General features: G+C 65.9%; 19 protein-coding genes. 12 read left to right on the top strand and 7 right to left on the bottom strand.

Translation table 11 applies throughout. The annotated features are described in order from the left end of the window. Positions 1-75: 75 nt before the first annotated feature. Positions 76-1617 (top strand): sensor histidine kinase, encoded by a 1542-nt coding sequence (locus ACFOLG_RS17905; protein WP_386094676.1) that lies wholly within the window; start codon positions 76-78, stop codon positions 1615-1617. Then, positions 1614-3227 carry a DUF3369 domain-containing protein gene (locus tag ACFOLG_RS17910; protein WP_386094679.1) on the top strand — a complete coding sequence of 538 codons (1614 nt, stop codon included), beginning with the start codon at positions 1614-1616 and terminating at the stop codon, positions 3225-3227. Before ACFOLG_RS17905 ends, ACFOLG_RS17910 begins: the two co-directional genes overlap by 4 nt. Before the next feature lie 93 nt (positions 3228-3320). On the opposite strand, the gene adk is transcribed toward ACFOLG_RS17910, so the two are convergent. From adk to ACFOLG_RS17940, 6 genes are read right to left on the bottom strand one after another with little or no spacing between them, the layout of a single operon-like run. After that, complete coding sequence (gene adk, locus ACFOLG_RS17915) at positions 3321-3977, bottom strand: adenylate kinase (RefSeq protein ID WP_386094682.1); 657 nt, start codon at positions 3975-3977, stop codon at positions 3321-3323. 29 nt (positions 3978-4006) lie between these two features. Beyond that, positions 4007-4774 (bottom strand): 3-deoxy-manno-octulosonate cytidylyltransferase, encoded by a 768-nt coding sequence (kdsB, locus tag ACFOLG_RS17920; RefSeq protein WP_386094685.1) that lies wholly within the window; start codon positions 4772-4774, stop codon positions 4007-4009. Beyond that, positions 4771-4953 carry a Trm112 family protein gene (locus tag ACFOLG_RS17925; protein WP_386094688.1) on the bottom strand — a complete coding sequence of 61 codons (183 nt, stop codon included), beginning with the start codon at positions 4951-4953 and terminating at the stop codon, positions 4771-4773. Before ACFOLG_RS17925 ends, kdsB begins: the two co-directional genes overlap by 4 nt. Next, entirely contained in the window at positions 4943-5908 is a 966-nt protein-coding gene (gene lpxK, locus ACFOLG_RS17930; protein WP_386094691.1) for a tetraacyldisaccharide 4'-kinase, read from the bottom strand. The genes ACFOLG_RS17925 and lpxK overlap by 11 nt, the downstream gene beginning before the upstream one ends. 38 nt (positions 5909-5946) lie before the next feature. Then, a complete protein-coding gene (locus tag ACFOLG_RS17935; RefSeq protein ID WP_386094694.1) occupies positions 5947-6366 on the bottom strand; it encodes an ExbD/TolR family protein in 420 nt (139 codons plus the stop codon). A 2-nt stretch (positions 6367-6368) separates the two neighbouring features. Beyond that, on the bottom strand, positions 6369-6980 hold the full coding sequence (locus tag ACFOLG_RS17940; RefSeq protein WP_386094697.1) for a MotA/TolQ/ExbB proton channel family protein: 612 nt from the start codon (positions 6978-6980) through the stop codon (positions 6369-6371). 368 nt (positions 6981-7348) lie between these two features. Here ACFOLG_RS17940 and xseA point away from each other — a divergent pair, with 368 nt between their 5' ends. Further along, a complete protein-coding gene (gene xseA / locus ACFOLG_RS17945; RefSeq protein ID WP_386094700.1) occupies positions 7349-8704 on the top strand; it encodes an exodeoxyribonuclease VII large subunit in 1356 nt (451 codons plus the stop codon). Positions 8705-8725: 21 nt separating this feature from the next. Here xseA and ACFOLG_RS17950 read toward each other — a convergent pair whose 3' ends face one another. Continuing rightward, positions 8726-9646: a LysR family transcriptional regulator gene (locus tag ACFOLG_RS17950; protein WP_386094703.1), complete on the bottom strand. Its 921-nt coding sequence runs from the start codon at positions 9644-9646 to the stop codon at positions 8726-8728. A gap of 124 nt (positions 9647-9770) precedes the next feature. On the opposite strand from ACFOLG_RS17950, the gene ACFOLG_RS17955 reads away from it, so the two are divergent. The 9 genes from ACFOLG_RS17955 (at position 9771) to ppk1 (ending at position 19681) form a co-directional block, all read left to right on the top strand. Continuing rightward, a complete protein-coding gene (locus tag ACFOLG_RS17955) occupies positions 9771-10388 on the top strand; it encodes a LysE family translocator (RefSeq protein ID WP_386094706.1) in 618 nt (205 codons plus the stop codon). Between the two features lie 77 nt (positions 10389-10465). After that, positions 10466-10915, top strand: a complete 450-nt coding sequence (locus ACFOLG_RS17960; protein WP_386094709.1) for a DUF4442 domain-containing protein — start codon at positions 10466-10468, stop codon at positions 10913-10915. A 209-nt stretch (positions 10916-11124) separates the two neighbouring features. Beyond that, positions 11125-12651, top strand: a complete 1527-nt coding sequence (gene gpmI / locus ACFOLG_RS17965; RefSeq protein ID WP_386094712.1) for a 2,3-bisphosphoglycerate-independent phosphoglycerate mutase — start codon at positions 11125-11127, stop codon at positions 12649-12651. Further along, on the top strand, positions 12648-13958 hold the full coding sequence (locus ACFOLG_RS17970; protein ID WP_386094715.1) for a murein hydrolase activator EnvC family protein: 1311 nt from the start codon (positions 12648-12650) through the stop codon (positions 13956-13958). Before gpmI ends, ACFOLG_RS17970 begins: the two co-directional genes overlap by 4 nt. Positions 13959-13988: 30 nt before the next feature. Further along, the gene (locus ACFOLG_RS17975) at positions 13989-15368 is read left to right on the top strand and encodes a S41 family peptidase (RefSeq protein WP_386094718.1); all 1380 of its coding nucleotides are present in this window, start codon (positions 13989-13991) and stop codon (positions 15366-15368) included. Positions 15369-15407: 39 nt separating this feature from the next. After that, complete coding sequence (locus ACFOLG_RS17980) at positions 15408-15797, top strand: hypothetical protein (protein ID WP_386094720.1); 390 nt, start codon at positions 15408-15410, stop codon at positions 15795-15797. 88 nt (positions 15798-15885) lie between these two features. Beyond that, the gene (argA, locus tag ACFOLG_RS17985) at positions 15886-17196 is read left to right on the top strand and encodes an amino-acid N-acetyltransferase (protein ID WP_386094723.1); all 1311 of its coding nucleotides are present in this window, start codon (positions 15886-15888) and stop codon (positions 17194-17196) included. A gap of 97 nt (positions 17197-17293) precedes the next feature. Then, complete coding sequence (locus ACFOLG_RS17990; protein ID WP_386094725.1) at positions 17294-17563, top strand: oxidative damage protection protein; 270 nt, start codon at positions 17294-17296, stop codon at positions 17561-17563. Positions 17564-17623: 60 nt separating this feature from the next. Next, positions 17624-19681 carry a polyphosphate kinase 1 gene (gene ppk1, locus ACFOLG_RS17995; protein WP_386094728.1) on the top strand — a complete coding sequence of 686 codons (2058 nt, stop codon included), beginning with the start codon at positions 17624-17626 and terminating at the stop codon, positions 19679-19681. Positions 19682-19706 lie beyond the last annotated feature (25 nt).

Genomic DNA, 19706 nt, shown 5'->3' on the forward strand with positions numbered 1-19706 from the left:
GCGCGGCAGAATTTAGCCATGATGCCCAGGTAGATGGCTTAATATAAGGCCGTCTGCGCTGCCTGGAAGCCCGCAATGCGTAGTATCAAGACGCGACTGATCATCTGGATTGTGCTGGTGCTGCTGCTGGTATTGGGCACCACCGGCTATGTGTCCTATCAGACCACGCTGGCCAGCGAGGAACGCGACTATGCGGCGCAGAAGGAAGGCCTGAAGCAACGGCTGTCGCTGTCGCTGCCGCACGGCGTGTGGCAGCTGGACGACGAGTTCATCCGCCTGACGCTGGATGCCGAGCTGAAATCCCCGGCCGTGGTGGCCCTGCGGGTGGAGGGCGATGCCGGGCTGTACCTGGGCCGCCAGCGCAACAGCAGCGGCGAGCCGGTGTACCTGGGCCGCAATGTCGCGCCGGCCAGCGACGAGCTGCTGGCGCTGCCGGTGATCTACCAGCAGCGCGACAACCTGGGCACGGTGAAGGTGTATCTGTCGCGGGCGCGCATCATGGAACGGCTGGAGCGCGAGCTGCTGCACCAGGGCATGCAGGCGCTGCTGATTGCCGTGATGCTGTCCGTCATCCTCACCCTGCTGCTGCGCAGCTATGTGTTCGCCCCGCTCAAGCAGCTGCAACAGGCGCTGCAACGGGCCGCGGCGCTGGAGGGCAGCGACAACCCGCAGCTGCCGGAAGCGCGCTTCAGCGAATTCGCCGAGCTGGTCTACGGCGTCAACGCCATCATCCGCAAGATCAGCAACGAGCTGGGGCTGCGCCGCCAGGCGGAAACCACCGCGCTGGCGGAGAAGGAGCGCGCCGAGTCGGCCTACCGCCAGCTGCTGGACACCCAGGACACGCTGATCAAGACCGAGAAGCTGGCGTCGCTGGGCTCGCTGGTGGCCGGCGTGGCGCACGAGATCAACACCCCGGTGGGCATCACCCTCACCGCCGCCTCGCACCTGTCGCTGACCACGGCGCAGATCAACCAGCAGTTCAGCGGCGGCCAGATCCGCAAGAGCGACCTGCAGGACTACCTGCTCAATGCGCAGGAATCCACCGACCTGATCCTGTCCAACGCCGAACGTGCGGCCAACCTGATCCACAGCTTCAAGCAGGTGGCGGTGGACCAGACCAGTGAGGCGCGCCGCGCCTTCGACCTCAGCGACTACCTGAACGAAATCATCACCAGCCTGCGCCCCAAGCTGCGCCGCAGCCAGCTGCAGGTGCTGATCGACTGCCCGCCGCAGCTGCAGATGGACAGCTACCCCGGCGCGCTGTCGCAGGTGATTACCAACCTGGTCATGAACGCGCTGCTGCATGCCTATGATGAAGAGCAGGAAGGCACCATCGCCCTGCGCGCCAGCCGGCAGGGCGACAGCCAGGTGCGGCTGGTGGTGAGTGACGATGGCAAGGGCATCGCGGCGGAAAACATGGGCCGCATTTTCGAACCGTTTTTCACCACCCGGCGCGGTAGCGGCGGCAGCGGCCTTGGCCTGCATATCGTGTTCAACATCGTGTTCAAACGTCTGGGCGGCGTGATCAATGTAGACAGTACCCCGGGAAAGGGGACCCGATTTACCCTGGTACTGCCCTGCAACGCCCCGGAACCCAAGCATGAGGAGCAATCATGAGCAGCATTGACAACAATAACGACGACTGGCTGCTGGACGACGAGGCCGACCAGGCGGAAGAGGCATGCCCGGCCCGCAAGCCGTGGAAGATCCTGATCATCGACGACGAGAAGGACGTGCACAGCGCCACGCGGCTGGCGATCAAGGATATGCAGTACAAGGAGCGGCCGCTGCAGCTGCTGAGCGCCTACAGCGCGCGCGAGGGCTACGACATGCTGCGCCAGCACGACGACGTGGCGCTGATCCTGCTGGACGTAGTGATGGAAACCGATAACGCCGGCCTGCTGCTGGTGCGCCGCATCCGCGACGAGCTGGGCAACCACCTGGCGCGCATCGTGCTGCGCACCGGGCAACCGGGGCAGGCGCCGGAGCAGGAAGTCATCCTCGACTACGACATCAATGACTACAAGACCAAGACCGAGCTGACGGTGCAGAAGCTGTTCACCACCGTGATCGCCTCGCTGCGCGCCTATGAAAACCTGGTGGCCATCGAGAAAAACCGCCAGGGGCTGGCCAAGATCCTAGAAGGCGCCGCCGACCTGTACCAGCTGCGCTCGCTGAAGGAGTTCGCCTCCGGCGTGCTCAAGCAGATCAGCGCCATCCTCGACATCGGCACCGACGGTGTGCTGTGCATGGAAAACACCCACCAGCAGGACCACAACCGCCCCCTGCTGGAAGTGCTGGCCGCCACCGGCGCCTTCGAGCCGCTGCTGGGCCGCTCAGCCGAGGAGATGGCGCCGCTCTACCCCGAATTGCACGCCGCCATCATCGAGACGCTGCAGTGCAAGCACAGCCTGTTCCGCCACCCGGTGGACGTGCTGTACATCGCCTCGCAGAACGGCCGCGAGTTCGTGGTGCATTTCTCGCCGCCGTGGCCGCTGGAGGACGTGGAGCGCAACCTGCTGGAGGTGTTCTGCCAGCGCATTTCCTCCGCCTACGACAACCTGTACCTGTACACCCAGCTGCTGAAATCGCAGGAGGCCACCGTGGTGGCGCTGGCCGACCTGGCGGAATTCCGCGACAGCGACACCGGCGAGCACGTGCTGCGAGTGCAACAGCTGAGCGATGCCATCGCCGGCGAGCTGCTGGCGATGGGCGAGTATCCGGCGGTGCTGACGCCGGCGTTCATGGACATGATCGGCATGGCCAGTATCCTGCACGACGTGGGCAAGGTGGCCACCCCGGATCACATCCTGTTCAAGCCGGGCAAGCTGGACCCGGACGAACGCATCATCATGGAACAGCATGCCGGCATCGGCGCCAGCATCCTGTCCAAGGCCAGCGCGATGGTGGAAGGCGCCAGCTATCTGTCGATGGGGGCGGAAATCGCCGGCGGCCACCACGAGTATTTCGACGGCAGCGGCTACCCGCATCAGCTGCTGGGGCAGACGATTCCCTTGTCGGCGCGCATCGTGGCGGTAGTGGACGTGTTCGACGCGCTGCTGCACAAGCGGCCGTACAAGCAGCCGTGGCCGCTACAACAGGTGATGGACTACATCGCCGGCCGCGCCGGTACCCAGTTCGACCCCAAGGTGGTGGAAGCGCTGCAGCGGCTGATCCAGCAGCACAAGCTGCCGCCACTGCTGCTGGGGCCGCTGCAACACGGCTAGTGCGCTGACGCTGCCGACGCGGCGCAAGGTTGGCCGCAGGCATGAAAAAAGGCGGGGTTGCCCCCGCCTTTTCTGTTGCTCGCCATCAGGGCATCAGGCACCCAGCGCGGCAAACACCTGGTCGCGCACGGTTTCCACCGCCTGCACGCCGTTCACTTTCACGTATTGCGGTGCCTTGCTGTCGCCGGAAGCCGCCATCTGCGAGTAGAAGCCGACCAGCACTTCGGTCTGCTCGTGGTACACGTCCAGGCGCTTCTTCACGGTTTCGGCCTTGTCGTCGTCACGCTGCACCAGCGGCTCGCCGCTCACGTCGTCCACGCCTTCCGCTTTCGGCGGGTTGTATTTCACGTGGTAGGTACGACCGGAAGCCACGTGCACGCGGCGGCCGGACATGCGGTCGATGATGGTGGCGTCCGGTACGTCGATTTCCACCACGTAGTCGATGTCCACGCCGGCCTCTTTCATGGCCTCGGCCTGCGGAATGGTGCGCGGGAAGCCGTCGAACAGGAAGCCGTTGGCGCAATCGGCCTCGGCGATGCGCTCTTTCACCAGGCCGATGATGATGTCGTCACGCACCAGGCCGCCGGCATCCATGATCGCCTTGGCTTCCAGGCCCAGCGGGGTGCCGGCCTTCACCGCGGCACGCAGCATGTCGCCGGTGGAAATCTGCGGAATGCCGAACTTTTCCTTGATGTAGTTGGCCTGGGTGCCTTTACCAGCGCCCGGAGCGCCCAACAGAATCAGCTTCATCGTTTACTCCCATTCAGTTAATTGTTGTGTTATGCGGTGTATCCGGCCACCACGGCGCGCACCCGTTCCAGGTCTTCCGGGGTGTCCACGCCGGCAGCGGGCGCATCGGCGACGCATTCCACGGCAATGGCATGGCCATGCCACAGCATGCGCAGCTGTTCCAGCGCCTCGAACTGCTCCAGGGGGGCGGGGGCCAGCTGGCTGTAGGTATGCAGCAGGCTGGCGCGGTAGGCGTACATGCCGATGTGGCGATATACCGGCAAACCGGCCGGCAACGATTCTTTGCTGGTGGCAAAGGCATCGCGCGCGAAGGGGATGGGCGCACGGCTGAAGTACAGCGCATGCCCCTGTTTATCCAGCACCACCTTGACCACGTTCGGGTTGAACATGTCGGCGGCGCTGTGGATATCGTGGGCCAGGGTCGCCATCGGCGCGCGGCTCTCGCCCAGCAAGGCGGCCAGGCGGTCGATCAGCGCCGGTTCGATCAGCGGCTCGTCGCCCTGCACGTTCACCACCACGGCATCGTCCGGCAGTGCCAGCAGGCTGGCTACCTCGGCCAGACGGTCGGTGCCGCTGGGGTGGTCGGCGCGGGTCAGCACCGCTTCCACGCCGTACTGTTCGCATACGGCCAGGATGCGCGGATGGTCGGTAGCCACCACCACACGCTTGGCCGCAGACAGGCGCGCGCGCTCGGCCACGCGCACCACCATCGGCTTGCCGCCGATGTCGGCCAGCGGTTTTTCCGGCAGCCGGCTGGAAGACAGCCGCGCCGGAATCACCACCAGGAAGCCGGTCATTGCACCTCTTCCTCGGGCGCCAGTTCGCGCGCTTCGCTTTCCAGCATCATCGGGATGCCGTCGCGCAGCGGGAAGGCCAGGCGGTCGCCCTTGCAGATCAGTTCCTGCTTGGCCTTGTCCAGCAGCAGCGGGCCTTTGCACAGTGGGCAAACCAGAATCTCGAGAAATTTAGCGTCCATGGAGTTCTTTCAATCGGGACAAAATCCAGCCGGCCAGATCAGGCTGCAGCTGTGCCGTAACCGGCAGGAACCATAGTCTAGCATGATTGACGCACTGCAACTTCACCGCGTCCTTGCTGGTCACGATCACCGCATCGGCATCGTCTGGAATGTCCGTCGCTACAAAGTCGTGGTGGTCCGGAAAGCTGATCGTGCGCTGCAACACCAAGCCCAGACCACGCAGGGTATCGAAGAAGCGCTGCGGGTTGCCGATGCCGGCCAGCGCCACCACTTTCAGGCCGGCAAAGTCGGCCGCCTGGCGCGGCGGCTGGCTGCCGACCAGATGCTGGAAGCTGCCCGGCAGCAGGCGTTGGCGGAACAATGGCAGCCGCGGCGGCCAGTCTATTGCCGTGCGCTGCTCGCCGTTGACCACCACGGCATCCACGCTGGCCAGCCGCGACGCCGGTTCGCGCAGCGGCCCGGCCGGCAGCAGGTGACCGTTGCCCAGCCCGCGCTCGCCGTCGATCACCACGATCTCCAGCGTGCGCCGCAAGGCGTAATGTTGCAGCCCGTCGTCGCTGAGCAGCAATTCGACTTTCGGATGCCGCGCCAGCAGCAATTGCCCGGCCGCCACCCGGTCGCGCCCCACCACCACCGGCGCGCCGGCGGCGGCCAGCAACAGCGGCTCGTCACCCACCAGGCTGGCCGGCGTGTCGCGGCCAACCTCGGTGGGCTGGCGGTGGCTGCCGCCGTAACCGCGGCTGATCACCCCCACCTTCACGCCGCGGGTGGCAAACGCCTGTAGCAACGCCAGCGTCAGCGGCGTCTTGCCGACGCCGCCGACATTGATATTGCCGATCACCACTACCGGCACCGGCAGCGCGCGGCTGCGCTTGAGGCCGTAGCGGAACAGCAGGCGGCGCGCGGCGGCCAACAGGGCAAACAGCCCTTCGGGCAGGGCCAGAAGGGCTGTCATCCACCAGCGTGGCTGGTACCAGTGTTGTTCCAGCCGATTCACTTCGGCCCCATCTGGGTGGCGAAGGTCAGCTGCGCCAGGCCGGCATAACGCGCCGCCTCCATCACCGTCACCACCGCCTGGTGGGTGGCCTGGGCGTCGGCATTGATGATCACCACCGGCTGCGTCTTGCCGGCGGCCTGCGCCTTCAGCAGCTCGCTCAGCGCGCTGACCGTGGCGGCGGCCGGCGGCTGGCCGTTGACGCGGTACTCGCCGCGCTGGCTCACCTCCACCCGCAGCGGGCTGTTCTTCGGTTCGTCCGTCTTGCCCTCCGCCTGCGGCAGGTTCACCTGCAGCTCGGAGAAATGCGAGTAAGTGGTGGTGACCATCAGGAAGATCAGGATCACCAGCAGCAGGTCGATCAGCGGGATGAAATTGATTTCCGGCTCTTCACGTTGGCCGTGGCGGCGAAAATTCATGCTCAGTCTCCGCGGCGGTCGCCGTGAATCGCTTCCACCAACCGCACCGCCTGCGCTTCCATTTCCACCAGGAAGTCATCCACCCGGGCGCGGAAGTAGCGGTAGAACATCATGCTGGGGATCGCCACCACCAGACCCATGGCGGTGTTGTACAGCGCCACCGAGATGCCGTGCGCCAGCACGCGCGGGTCGGTGCCGGCCGGCGATTGCGAGCCGAAGATTTCGATCATGCCGATCACGGTGCCCAGCAGGCCCAGCAGCGGCGACATGGCGGCGATGGTGCCCAGCGTGGTGAGGTAGCGGCCCAGCTGGTGCACCACGATGCGGCCCTCGTCTTCGATGGCCTCCTTCATCACTTCGCGCGAGCTGCCCACCTGGCGCAGGCCGGCGGCAAACAGGCGGCCCAGCGGCGAATGGCGTTGCAGTTCCACGATGGCGTCGCGCGAGGCGCCGCTGCGGCGGAATTCCTGCAAGGTCTGCGCCAGCAGGCCTTTGGGCACCACCAGCGGCGCCCGCAGGCTGTAAAAGCGTTCCAGGGTGATGGTGAGGGAGATGACAGAGGCGAGGATAATGGTCCAGATCGGCCAGCCGGCGGCCTCGATGATAGACAACACGATGGGGATTCTCCCTTCATTGGGCAAGCGCTAAACTTTATCGGGTAGGCTGCATCGGCGCAACACGCTTGGCTGCCGCATCATGCTTCTTGAATGCTATTTAAGTTCCCGGGCTAAGTATCGATTTTTGCAGGGCTTTTGCCTTTCATCCACAAAAGCTGTGGACAACTCTGTGGATCAATAGCGGCCAATGCTAAAAAAACCAGCTGCCACAAGCCTGCCACCCCGCTGCCCACAAAATGCACCACCAAGCTAAACCATTGTTTATAAAGGTTTTTGATTTTATTTATGCATATATCGCATGACATCCATGATATGCAATCACCGCCCGCCCCCGCTCACAACCCGCTGTGGATGACTTGACAAGCATGTTTTTCCCCACCAACCAAAACGATGTCATTTCGGTCGCCACCCTCAACCGCATGGCGCGCGACCTGCTGGAATCCGGCCTGCCGCCGATGTGGATCGGCGGCGAGATTTCCAACCTCACGCTGGCCGCCTCCGGCCACGGCTACTTTTCGCTGAAGGACGGCAGCGCGCAGATCCGCTGCGTGATGTTCCGTAACAAGTTGTCGCAACTGGATTTTCGCCTCAGCGAGGGCATGCAGGTGGAGCTGCGCGGCACCGTCACCCTGTACGAGGCGCGCGGCGACTACCAGATCAACGTCGACACCCTGCGCGCCGCCGGGCTGGGCCGGCTGTACGAGGCGTTCGCCCGCCTGAAGGCCAAGCTCGAGGCCGAAGGATTGTTCGACAATCAACGCAAGCAGCCGCTGCCGGCCAACCCGCGCCGCGTCGGCATCGTCACCTCGCCGGCGGCGGCGGCGCTGCGCGACGTGGTCACCACCCTGCGCCGGCGCATGCCCGGCATCGAGGTGATCCTCTACCCCAGCCAGGTGCAGGGCAGTAGCGCACCGGCACAGATCGTGGCCGCCATCAATGCGGCCAACCTGCGCGCCGAGGTCGACGTGCTGCTCGTCTGCCGCGGCGGCGGCAGCATCGAAGACCTGTGGGCGTTCAACGACGAGGCGGTGGCACGCGCCATTGCCGCCAGCAAGTTGCCGGTGGTCAGCGGCGTCGGCCATGAAACCGACTTCACCATTGCCGACTTCGTCGCCGACCGCCGCGCACCCACCCCCACCGCGGCGGCGGAGATGGTGTCGCCCAGCCGCGAGGCGCTGCAGCAGCAGCTGGACCTCACCCGCCGCCAACTGGAACGCGCGCTGGCGCGGCTGCTCACCGACAAGGCGCAGCAGCTGGACTACCTGGGGCGCCGCCTGCAGCACCCGGGCGAGCAGCTGCAACAGCAGCAGAGCCGGCTGGTGCAGTACCGGCAGCAACTGCAGCAGCGGCTGCAACACATGCTGCGGCAGCGGCAATGGCGGCTGGACTCGCTGCGCTACCAGCTGGTGCAGGGCAAACCGGCGCTACCGCGGCTGCAGCAGGCACTGCAGCAACGCCAGCAGCAGCTGCAGGGCGCGGTGCATCGCCAGCTGGCGCAACAGCAGCTGGCGCTGGGCCGGCTGGAAGCCACCCTGCTGGCGATGAACCCGCAGGCGGTGCTGGCGCGCGGTTACGCCATCGTGCAGAACGCGGCCGGCAAGGTGATCCACTCGCCCACCGAGCTGCACGAGGGCGAGGCCATCCGCCTGCAGCTGGCCGAGGGCAGCGCACGGGCACGGGTGGAACTGGAACACGGCACCCAGAGCCAGCTGCCGTTCTGAAAGGTTGGCCGCAGCCGCCGCTCAGCCCGCCGGCAGCGCCAGCCCGGCCACGCCTTGCAGCTGTTCGCGGCTGAGCTGCATCTCCTCGCGCAGCCAGGCCAGCAGACGCTGTAGCGCCGGCTCCTGCTGTCGCCCGCTGGCGCAGAGCAGCACATAGTGCGAACCATCGGCCAGCGCGCCGTACGGCGCCACCAGCCGGCCAGCGCACAATTCGTCCGCCACCATATACAGCGACGCCTGCGCATAGCCGACGCCGGCCTGCGCCGCCTGCAGGCTGAGATAGAAATGCTCGAAGCGCTGCTGTGCCGCGCATGGCGGCAGCGGCATGCCCAGGGCCTGCCAGCGCGGCCAGGCCTGCGGCCGGCTCAGGCTGTGCAACAGCGCGCCCTGCTCCGGGCTCGCCCCCACGGCGCACACCGCCGCCATCAGCTCCGGCGCCACCGTTTCGGCGTGGCAGTCGCTGCCCCAGGCAAAATCGTTGCGCCGCAGGGCGACATCCACCCCGGCGCGGGCGAAATCCACCGCCCCGCCGGCGGCCAACAGGTGCAGCGGCAGCTCCGGCGCCCGTTGCTGCCAGCGCGGCAGGCGCGGAATCAGCCAGCGCATGGCCAGTGTCGGCTCGCAGGACAACACCAGCGGCCGCAGCGCCGGCTGCACCCGCACCGCGGCCAGCGTGGTGGCCAGGGTGGCCAGCGCCTCGCTGCAGCCGGACAGCAGCAGCTGGCCGGCCTGGGTCAAGAACACCGCGCGGTTGCGCCGTTCGAACAGTTCCACTCCCAGGTACTGCTCCAGCTGGCGCACCTGGCGGCTGACTGCGCCGTGGGTGACGCACAACTCGTCCGCCGCGCGGACAAAGCTCTGCCAGCGCGCCGCCGCCTCGAACACCCGCAGGCTGTTCAGGCTGGGCAGGCCACGCAACATCAGTGAGTTTTCTTCACGCATCGGTGTTCGCAATCATCGTTTTTCCTTGCCGGCGACAATGCAGAAAATGGCTACCAGCCGCAAGCCCCTGCCGCATGGCAGCCGGCAATGCGTGAGCCACGATCATCGATTAGGAGAACACACCATGCTGGAACTGCTGGCCGTCGCCACCATCACCATTCTTGCCGTCATCAGCCCGGGCGCCGATTTCGCCATGATCACCCGCTACAGCCTGCTGCATGGCCGCCGCGCCGGCCTGCTGGCAGCGCTGGGCATCGCGCTGGGGGTGCTGCTGCATGTGCTGTACACCCTGCTGGGCGTCGGCCTGCTGCTGGCCGCCTCGCCGCTGTGGCTGAACCTGCTCAAGTGGCTGGGCGCGGCGTACCTGGTCTACATCGGCATCCAGACTTTCCGCAGCCCGCCGCTGCCGGCGCACAGCGCCGCGGCGGCCAAACCCTGCCACAGCGGCTGGCAGGCGCTGCGCAGCGGCCTCTTGTGCAATGCACTCAACCCGAAGACCACGCTGTTCGTAGTCAGCACCTTCAGCCAGCTGGTCAGCCCCGGCACGCCGCTGTGGCAGCAGGCGGCTTACGGCCTGTTCATGGCGGCGGCCCACCTGCTGTGGTTCGCGCTGGTGGCGCTGTGCCTGTCCAGCGCCAGCCTGCGCGCGCAGCTATTGCAACGGCAGCAGCAGCTCAATCGTGTGATCGGCGCGATACTCGCCACGCTGGGCGGCGTGCTGGCCGCCAGCAGCGTGGTCTGAGCGCGGCAAGGGCTTGACGCGGCGGGAGGTTTTCCCGACGATGCAAGGCATTCAAACAACCGTTTTACACCACCGCAATGCACCATCGTCTCGCCAAAACCATCTTCAATCTGTGGCCGCCGTTCCTCGGCGCCGGCATCCGGGTTGGCCGCATCAGCCCGGACTGGCGACAGGTGGAAGTGCGCCTGCGCCTGGGGCTGACCAACCGCAACTACGTCGGCGTGCACTACGGCGGCAGCCTGTACTCGATGACCGACCCTTTCTTCATGCTGATGACACTGCAGAACCTGGGCAAGGATTACATCGTGTGGGACAAGGCCGGCAGCATCGACTACCTCAAGCCGGGGCGCGGCACCGTCACCGCGCGCTTCCACATCGACCCCGACTGGCTGGAACAGGCGCGCGCCGCCACCGCCGACGGCAGCAAGCACCTGCCGCAGCTGACGGTGGACATCACCGACCGCCACGGCGAGGTGGTGGCACGGGTGCACAAGACGCTGTACATCCGCCGCAAGCAGGGCCGCTAAGCCCGTAACGGGCGGGCTACCAACACCCTGCCGCGCCGCACCTGACAGCCACGTCGCGATCCAATACCATCGCCGCTACAGCCTTCGGGTGCCGGCAGGCACTCGCCCCCCGACGGCGCGGCCTGCTACTATGCCGTGCTTGCGCCTCTGCGGGGCCTACCAGCACCTGCACGCTGCCCCACCCACGACATTGCACGCACGGAAAAGACATGAGTACGGTAAAGCCGGTTCTTCTGCTGATTCTTGACGGTTTCGGCCATCGCCTGGACGGCGACGACAACGCCATCCTGGCCGCCAACACCCCCAATATCGACGCCCTAAAAACCCGCTACGCCTACGGTGTGATCGATGCCTCCGAAGGCTCGGTCGGCCTGCCGTCCGGCCAGTTCGGCAACTCCGAGGTGGGGCATCTGAATATCGGCGCCGGCCGTGTGGTACAGCAGGACATCAGCCGCATCGATTGCGACATCGAGAACGGCAGCTTCGCGCAGAACCCGGTACTGGCGCAGGCCATCGCTACCGCCAAGCAGCAGGACAGCACCCTGCACATCATGGGCCTGATGTCCGACGGCGGCGTGCACAGCCACGAAAACCACATCTTCGCGCTGATCCGCGCCGCGGAAGCCGCCGGGGTTGGCCGCATCGCCATCCACGCCTTCCTCGACGGCCGCGACACCCCGCCGCGTAGCGCCGAAACCTATCTGGCACGTCTGGCCGCGGTACTGGCCGACTGCCCGCACGCCCGCGTCGCCACCGTCTGCGGCCGCTACTGGGCGATGGACCGCGACAAGCGCTGGGAACGGGTGATTACCGCCTACAACGCGCTGGTGGACGGCGTCGGCGAATTCAGCGCCGCCAGCCCCGAAGCCGCGCTGGCCGCCGCCTATGAACGCGGCGAGAACGACGAATTCGTCAAAGCCACCGTGATCGGCGAAGCGCTGCCAATGCAGGACGGCGACGTGGTGGTGTTCATGAACTTCCGCGCCGACCGCGCCCGCCAGCTCACCAGCGCGCTGACCGACCCGGCGTTTGACGGCTTTGCCGCGCGCCAGCCCAAGTTCGCCGCCTACGTGACGCTGACCAGCTACGGCGAGGCGTACAAGAATCCGGTGGCCTACGCGCCGCAGAAGATCAGCAACGGCCTGGGCGAATACCTGGCCGCCAAGGGCCTGAAGCAGCTGCGCATCGCCGAGACCGAGAAATACCCGCACGTCACCTACTTCTTCAACGGTGGCGAAGAGCAGGTGTACCCGGGCGAAGACCGCATCCTGGTGGCGTCGCCGAAAGTGGCCACCTACGATCTGCAGCCGGAAATGAGCGCGCCGGAAGTCACCGACAAGATCGTGGCCGCCATCAACAGCCAGCAGTACGCCGCCATCATCTGCAACTACGCCAACTGCGACATGGTCGGCCACACCGGCATCTTCGACGCCGCGGTGAAAGCGGTGGAGACATTGGACGGCTGCGTACAGCGCTGCGTAGACGCCATGCTGGCCAACGGCGGCGAAGTGCTGATCACCGCCGACCACGGCAACTGCGAGCAGATGCACGATGCACTGCATCACCAGGCGCATACCCAGCACACGCTGGAAAAAGTGCCGTTCCTGTACGTTGGCCGCAACGCCGCCATCAAGCAGGGTGGCGCGCTGCGCGACATCGCTCCCAGCCTGCTGGCGATGATGGGCCTGGCGCAACCGGCCGAGATGACCGGCCAATCGCTGATCGAATTCCAGTGAACAAACTGCTGTTGCTCACCCTGCTTGCCGCTGCGGCCAACCCCGCACTGGCAGCAGGCAACACCCAGTCCGACCCCGCTGCGCCGCAGCGGGATCTGCAGGCCGTGCGCAAGGAAATCTCCACCCTGCAGCAGGACATCGCCAAGAAGGAAGTGGTACGCCAGCAGGCGGCCAGCGCGATAGCCGAATCGGAAGAGGCGCTACAAGAGACGCATCAGGCGCTGTCGGCGCTGGAACAGAAAAAAGGCAGTTCCAGCAACCAGCTGGAGCAGTACCAGCAGGAGCTGCAGGCCATCCGCTTCAAGGTGGCGGAAACGCGGCAGCGGGTGGGCAAGCTGCTGCAGGGCAGCTACAAGCGCGGTCAGCACGATGCCATGGCGCTGATGTTCAACCAGGCCGACCCCAACCAGGCCGGCCGCGACCTCACCTACTACACCCACATCTCGCGCGCGCAGCAGCAGCAGATCGAGAAGCTGCACGAGCAGGAAATCCAGCTGGCGGCGGTGGCCGAGCGGCTGGAAGACGAACTGGTGCGGCTGGGGCGACTGTCCGCCGACAAGGTGCGCGAGAAGCGCCAGCTGCAGGCTGCCAAGAACCAGCGCCTGGCGCAGGCCACCCAGCTGGACGCCAGCATCAAGGCGCAGCAGGGCAAACTGCTGCAGCTGAAGGAAGACGAGAAACAGCTGGCCAACCTGATCGCCCGCATCAACGCCGACCTCGAGCGCCGCCGCCAGGACGCCATGCGCAAGGCGGCAGAACGCAAGAAGGCACGCGAAGAAGCCAACAGGTTGGCCGCAGAAAAACGCCGCCAGCAGGTGGCTGAGGCCAAGAAACAGGGCAAGGCGCCGCCGCCGGAACCGAAATCACCGCCTCCAGTCGAAACCGTGGATGACGTGGTGGACGGCAGCGCCGCCGGCAAGGCGTTCCGCAGCCTGCAGGGCAAGCTCAAGCTGCCGGTGTCCGGCGATATCGCCGGCCGCTTCGGCGCCCGCCGCGGCGAGGGCAACAGCTGGAAAGGCATCTACATCCGCACCACCGCCGGCACGCCGGTGCGTGCGGTGGCCGATGGCACCGTGGTCTATGCCGATTGGCTGCGCGGCTTCGGCAATGCGATGATTGTCGATCACGGCGGTGGCTATCTCACCGTGTACACCGGCTTTGGCACCATGGTGCGCGGCAACGGCGCCCCGATCCGCGGCGGCGACGTGCTGGGCACCTCCGGCAGCATGGAAAGCGGCGAAACCGGCCTTTATTTTGAATTACGCTACCTGGGCAGACCGATCAACCCGCTTTCGTGGGCACGCTGACGGCAGGCAGGCAACAGACGAGAACCCGACATGAATACACGCATCCGCAAGCTGACCCTGCTGACCACCGGCGCCCTGCTCGGCGGCGCGCTCACCCTCAGCATCCAGGCTTTCGCCGACAAGGGCGACAGCGTGCTGCCGCTGAACGAGCTGCGCACCTTCGCCGAGGTGTTCGGCCGCATCAAGCAGGACTACGTTGAGCCGGTGGAAGACAAGAAGCTGATCAACGAGGCCATCCGCGGCATGCTGTCCGGGCTGGACCCGCACTCGGACTACTTCGATCCCAAGGAATTCAAGGACTTCAAGGAAGGCACCCAGGGCGAGTTCGTCGGTCTCGGCATCGAGATCAGCATGGAGGACGGGCTGGTGAAAGTGGTGTCGCCGATCGAGGACACCCCGGCGCAGAAGGCCGGCATCAAGAGCGGCGACTTCATCGTCAAGATCGACGACACCCCGGTACGCGGCCTGTCGATCAACGATGCCGTCAAGCGCATGCGCGGCCTGCCCAATACCAAGGTGACGCTGACCATCGCCCGCAAGACCGAAACCAAGCCCATCGTGCTGACGCTGACCCGCGCCACCATCCAGACCCGCAGCGTGAAATCGCGGCTGCTGGAGCCGGGCTTCGGCTACGTGCGTGTATCGCAGTTCCAGGAGCACACGGTGGAGAACTTCGCCAGCGCGCTGGGCAGCCTGTACAAGGACAACAAGGCGCCGCTCAACGGCCTGATCCTCGACCTGCGTGACGACCCGGGCGGCCTGCTCAACGGCGCGGTGGGCGTGTCCGCCGCCTTCCTGCCCAAGGATGCGCTGGTGGTGTACACCGAAGGCCGCGTGGCCGATGCCCAGATGCGCCTGTATGCCAGCCCGAAATACTATCTGCGCGGCGGCAGCGACTACTACACCAAGAGCCCGGCGGAACTGAAAACCGTGCCGCTGGTGGTGCTGGTGAACGGCGGCTCGGCCTCGGCGTCGGAGATCGTCGCCGGCGCGCTGCAGGATCACAAGCGCGCGCTGATCGTCGGCACCCAGACCTTCGGCAAGGGCTCGGTGCAGTCGGTGCTGCCGCTGTCCAACGAGGGCGGCATCAAGCTCACCACCGCGCGCTACTTCACCCCGAGCGGCCGCTCCATCCAGGCCAAGGGCATCACCCCGGACATCAATGCCGAGGACAACAGCGATGCCGGCTTCCGCATCCGCGAGGCCGATCTGGACAAGCACCTGAGCAACCCGAACGGCGGCGACGAAGCGCCGAGCAAGACCGGCAGCAAGCCGGCCCAGCAGCAGCCCAAGCCAGTCGCCAAGAACGGCGATGCCGACGGCAGCGCCAAGGCGGTTGACAGCCAGCTGGAGCAGGCCTTGAATGTGCTCAAGGTGCAGCAGATCCTGCTGAAGAAAAACCCGTCCTAAGCTGGCGGCGCATGGTTGGCCGCAGACCGGAGCGCCACCATGACCGCCGCAGACACCCGCAAGTGCCGCACCCTGCACCTGGCTGATACGCAGCAGGTGGAGCGTGCGGCCGTTTTTTTGCGCCAGCAGTTCGGCCTGCAGGTGCTGGCGCTGCCGCAGCTGTCACGGCTGGTCCTGCATTACGAGCTGCCGCAGCACAGCCTGGCGCAGCTGCTGCCGGCGCTGGCCGCCGCCGGCTTCCGCCTAGCCGACAGCTGGTGGCAGCGCGCGTACTGCCGCCTGATCGGCTACAGCGAAGCCGTGCAGCTGGACAATCTGGAATGCCCGGACGGCGCCGCCAGGACGCGCGAGCTGTACTGCCGGCTGTACCAGCAGCACCCACACGGCGACCACGACGACACCCCGGACGAGCTGCGGCTGGAGCGCTGAGCGGCGGCGGCCAACGTTGGCCGCCCCGTGCGCGCCGCATTCCTGCTACCCTTGCGCTTTTTCCGGCCCCCTCTGTCTGGAGCTGTGCATGCTGCATCCCGATTTCGTGCTGGCCTTCCGCGAGGCCGCGCCCTACATCAACACCTTCCGTGGCAAGACTTTCGTCATCGCCGTCAACGGCGAGTGCATCGCCCGCGGCAATCTGTACGGCCTGGCACAGGACATCAACCTGCTGGTCAGCCTGGGCGTGCGCATCGTGCTGGTGCACGGCGCCCGGCCGCAGATCGACGAGCAGCTGCGCATCCGCAACCTGCCGCGCCAGTTCCACCACGGCCGCCGCGTCACCGACGCCGCCACGCTGGAGGCGGTGAAAGCCGCGGTCGGCGGCATGCGCCACGACCTGGAAGCGGTGATGTCGATGGGCATGCCCAATTCGCCGATGCATGGCGCCTGCCTGCATGTGGCCGGCGGCAACTTCGTCACCGCCCAGCCGCTGGGGGTGATCGACGGCATGGACATGCAGTACAGCGGCCGCGTGCGCAAGATCGACACCGGCGCCATCAACAAGCGCCTGGACCAGGGCGAGCTGGTGCTGATGTCACTGATCGGCTACTCGCCCACCGGCGAAGCCTTCAACATGACCATGGAAGAAGTCGCCTGCCAGGCCGCCATCGAGCTGAAGGCGGAGAAGCTGATCTTCATGCTGCAGAGCAACGGCCTGGTCGATGCCGACGGCGTGCTGCACAGCGCCATCTCCGCCGAGCAGGCGGAAACCATCCAGCAGCGCGGCATCGACAGCGACGAGGTGAACGCCAGCCTGCCCTACGCCATCCGCGCCACCCGCGAAGGGGTTGGCCGCAGCCATCTGGTGAGCCACGCCGAGGACGGCGCACTGCTGGTGGAGCTGTTCACCGACTACGGCACCGGCACCATGATCGCCCGCGATGCGCTGGTGAAGGTGCGCGAGGCCACCATCGACGATGTCGGCGACATCATGGCGCTGATCCGCCCGCTGGAAGAACAGGGCATCCTGATCAAGCGCAGCCGTGAGCATTTCGAGATCAGCATCCGCCAGTATTTCGTGGTGGAGCACGACGAGCGCATCTGCGGCTGCGTGGCGATGTTCAGCTTCCCCGACGAGGGCATGGCGGAGCTGGCCTGCCTGGCGGTCAGCCAGGAGCGGCGCAAGGGCGGCTTCGGCGACCTGCTGCTGGGGCACGTGGAGAAACAGGCGCAGCTGCGCGGGTTGAAGAAGCTGTTCATCCTCACTACCCAGACCGCGCACTGGTTCATGGAGCGCGGCTTCCAGCCGGCCGAAATCGCCGACCTGCCGGCGGCGCGCAAGGAACTGTACAACCACAACCGCCGCTCCAAGGTGTTCATCAAGCCGCTGGCTTGAGCGGCGACAGGCGATCGCGGCGGCAAGGTTGGTGACCTGTCATCGCTGTGTCACAATTGCCCTCTACTGTGTCAAAACTTTTTGTAAGGACTGCACCATGGCAAGAATGGTTAACTGTGTGAAACTCGGCCGCGAAGCTGAAGGTATGGACTTCCCGCCGCTGCCGGGCGCACTGGGCCAGCGCGTATTCGACAACGTGTCCAAGGAAGCCTGGCAAGGCTGGCTGCGTTACCAGACCATGCTGATCAACGAGAACCGCCTGAGCCTGGCCGACCAGCGCGCCCGCCAGTACCTGGCCGCCCAGCTGGAGGCCTACTTCTTCGGCCAGGGTGCCGACCAGGTGGCCGGCTTCACGCCACAGCAGTAAGCAACAGGCCCTCGCAAGAGGGCTTTTTTTTCCGCCCGCCCGATTTAGACAGCATAAAAAATGACCACGCCAAACGACAATCTGCTCAACCGTGAACTGGGTCTGATCGAATTCAACCGCCGCGTGATGGCGCAGGCCGAAGAAGAACGCCTGCCCCTGCTCGAGCGGCTCAAGTTCCTGTGCATCGTGTCGTCCAATATGGACGAGTTCTACGAAGTGCGGGTGGCGTGGCTGAAAGAAGCCGCGGTACTGACCCCCAAGCGCATCCTGGCCGATGGCAGCACCCCGGGCGAGGCGCTGAGCCGGCTGGCCAGCGCGGCGCACGAACTGGTGCGCGAGCAGTACCGGCTGCTGCGCGAGGAGATCCTGCCGGCGCTGCGCGAGCACAACATCGTGTTCCTGCGCCGCAACGAGTGGGACCACCAGCACCGCGAGTGGGTGCGCAGCTACTTCTTCCGCGAGCTGATGCCGATCCTCACCCCGATCGGGCTGGACCCGTCGCATCCGTTCCCGCGCCTGCTCAACAAGAGCCTGAACTTCATCGTCGAGCTGGAAGGCACCGACGCCTTCGGCCGCGAATCCGGCATCGCCATCGTGCAGGCGCCACGCATCCTGCCGCGGGTGATCAAGCTGCCGGCCGAGATCTGCGGCGGCAACCCGGACACCTTCGTGTTCCTGTCCTCCATCCTGCACTCGCACGTGCAGGAGCTGTTCCCCGGCATGACGGTGAAAGGCTGCTACCAGTTCCGCGTCACCCGCGACAGCGAGCTGAACGTGGAAGACGAGGACGTGAAAAACCTGCGCACCGCGCTGCAGGGCGAACTGCGCCAGCGCCAGTTCGGCGATGCGGTGCGGCTGGAAATCGCCGACACCTGCCCGCAGCATGTCGAGGACTTCCTCACCGCCACGCTGAACCTCAGCAAGGAGCACGTGTTCCGCGTCGACGGCCCGGTGAACCTGGTGCGGCTGATGCAGGTGCCGGACAAGGTGGAACGGCCGGAACTGAAATTCACCCCGTTCGAGCCATCGCTGCCGGCGGTGCTGGCGCGCAAGACGCCGCTGTTCGATGCCATCCGCCAGGAAGACATCCTGCTGCACCACCCGTTCCAGAGCTTCCAGCCGGTGATCGACCTGCTGAATGAGGCCGCCACCGACCCGGACGTGCTGGCCATCAAGATGACGGTGTACCGCACCGGCACCGACTCGGTGCTGATGGACTCACTGATCGCCGCCGCCCGCGCCGGCAAGGAAGTGACCGTGGTGGTGGAACTGATGGCGCGCTTCGACGAAGAGGCCAACATCAGCTGGGCCAACCGGCTGGAAGACGCCGGCGCCCACGTGGTGTTCGGCGTGTTCGGCTACAAGGTGCACGCCAAGATGCTGCTGCTGGTGCGCCGCGAGGAAGGCCAGCTCAAACGCTACGTGCACCTGGGCACCGGCAACTACCACCCGCGCACCGCGCGGCTGTACACCGACTTCGGCCTGCTCACCGCCAACGAGGAGATCGCCAGCGACGTCAACGACCTGTTCGTGCAGATCACCGGCCTCGGCCACGCCGGCGAGCTCAAGCACCTGTACCAGTCGCCGTTCACCCTCAACAACATGCTGATGAGCGCCATCGACCGCGAGATCCAGCATGCGCAGGCCGGCCGCCCGGCGCACATCATCGCCAAGATGAACGCGCTGCTGGAGCCGCAGGTGATCGACGCGCTGTACCGCGCCAGCCAGGCCGGGGTGAAGATCCAGCTGATCATCCGCGGCGTGTGCGCGCTGCGCCCCGGGGTGGACGGGCTGTCGGAGAACATCACTGTGCGCTCCATCGTCGGCCGCTTTCTGGAGCACACCCGCGTGTTCTACTTCCACAACGACAAGGCGGAGAACCTGTTCATCGCCAGCGCCGACTGGATGGGCCGCAACCTGTTCCGCCGCATCGAGACCTGCGTGCCGATCTTGGACGCCAAGCTCAAGCGCCGCATCATCAAGGAAGGCCTGAAGATCTACCTGGAAGACAACGCCAATACCTGGGAAATGCAGTCTGACGGCAGCTATCGCCGCCGCGTGGCGCGCGGCAAGGGCCGTTGCGCGCAGGAAATCCTGCAGCTGGAATACACCAGCTAACGGCCAAGGTTGGCCGCAACAGCAC

The sequence above is a fragment of the Vogesella facilis genome (genome assembly GCF_042648525.1).
Lineage (GTDB): Bacteria > Pseudomonadota > Gammaproteobacteria > Burkholderiales > Chromobacteriaceae > Vogesella > Vogesella facilis.

Coding starts and splice junctions, on each gene's coding strand:
- ACFOLG_RS17975 (WP_386094718.1), top strand. CDS start 13,989: ATGAATACACGCATCCGCAAGCTGACCCTGCTGACCACCGGCGCCCTG.
- ppk1 (WP_386094728.1), top strand. CDS start 17,624: ATGACCACGCCAAACGACAATCTGCTCAACCGTGAACTGGGTCTGATC.
- ACFOLG_RS17950 (WP_386094703.1), bottom strand. CDS start 9,646: ATGCGTGAAGAAAACTCACTGATGTTGCGTGGCCTGCCCAGCCTGAAC.
- xseA (WP_386094700.1), top strand. CDS start 7,349: ATGTTTTTCCCCACCAACCAAAACGATGTCATTTCGGTCGCCACCCTC.
- adk (WP_386094682.1), bottom strand. CDS start 3,977: ATGAAGCTGATTCTGTTGGGCGCTCCGGGCGCTGGTAAAGGCACCCAG.
- ACFOLG_RS17925 (WP_386094688.1), bottom strand. CDS start 4,953: ATGGACGCTAAATTTCTCGAGATTCTGGTTTGCCCACTGTGCAAAGGC.
- ACFOLG_RS17990 (WP_386094725.1), top strand. CDS start 17,294: ATGGCAAGAATGGTTAACTGTGTGAAACTCGGCCGCGAAGCTGAAGGT.
- ACFOLG_RS17935 (WP_386094694.1), bottom strand. CDS start 6,366: ATGAATTTTCGCCGCCACGGCCAACGTGAAGAGCCGGAAATCAATTTC.
- ACFOLG_RS17960 (WP_386094709.1), top strand. CDS start 10,466: ATGCACCATCGTCTCGCCAAAACCATCTTCAATCTGTGGCCGCCGTTC.
- lpxK (WP_386094691.1), bottom strand. CDS start 5,908: ATGACAGCCCTTCTGGCCCTGCCCGAAGGGCTGTTTGCCCTGTTGGCC.
- kdsB (WP_386094685.1), bottom strand. CDS start 4,774: ATGACCGGCTTCCTGGTGGTGATTCCGGCGCGGCTGTCTTCCAGCCGG.
- argA (WP_386094723.1), top strand. CDS start 15,886: ATGCTGCATCCCGATTTCGTGCTGGCCTTCCGCGAGGCCGCGCCCTAC.
- gpmI (WP_386094712.1), top strand. CDS start 11,125: ATGAGTACGGTAAAGCCGGTTCTTCTGCTGATTCTTGACGGTTTCGGC.
- ACFOLG_RS17905 (WP_386094676.1), top strand. CDS start 76: ATGCGTAGTATCAAGACGCGACTGATCATCTGGATTGTGCTGGTGCTG.
- ACFOLG_RS17980 (WP_386094720.1), top strand. CDS start 15,408: ATGACCGCCGCAGACACCCGCAAGTGCCGCACCCTGCACCTGGCTGAT.
- ACFOLG_RS17910 (WP_386094679.1), top strand. CDS start 1,614: ATGAGCAGCATTGACAACAATAACGACGACTGGCTGCTGGACGACGAG.
- ACFOLG_RS17955 (WP_386094706.1), top strand. CDS start 9,771: ATGCTGGAACTGCTGGCCGTCGCCACCATCACCATTCTTGCCGTCATC.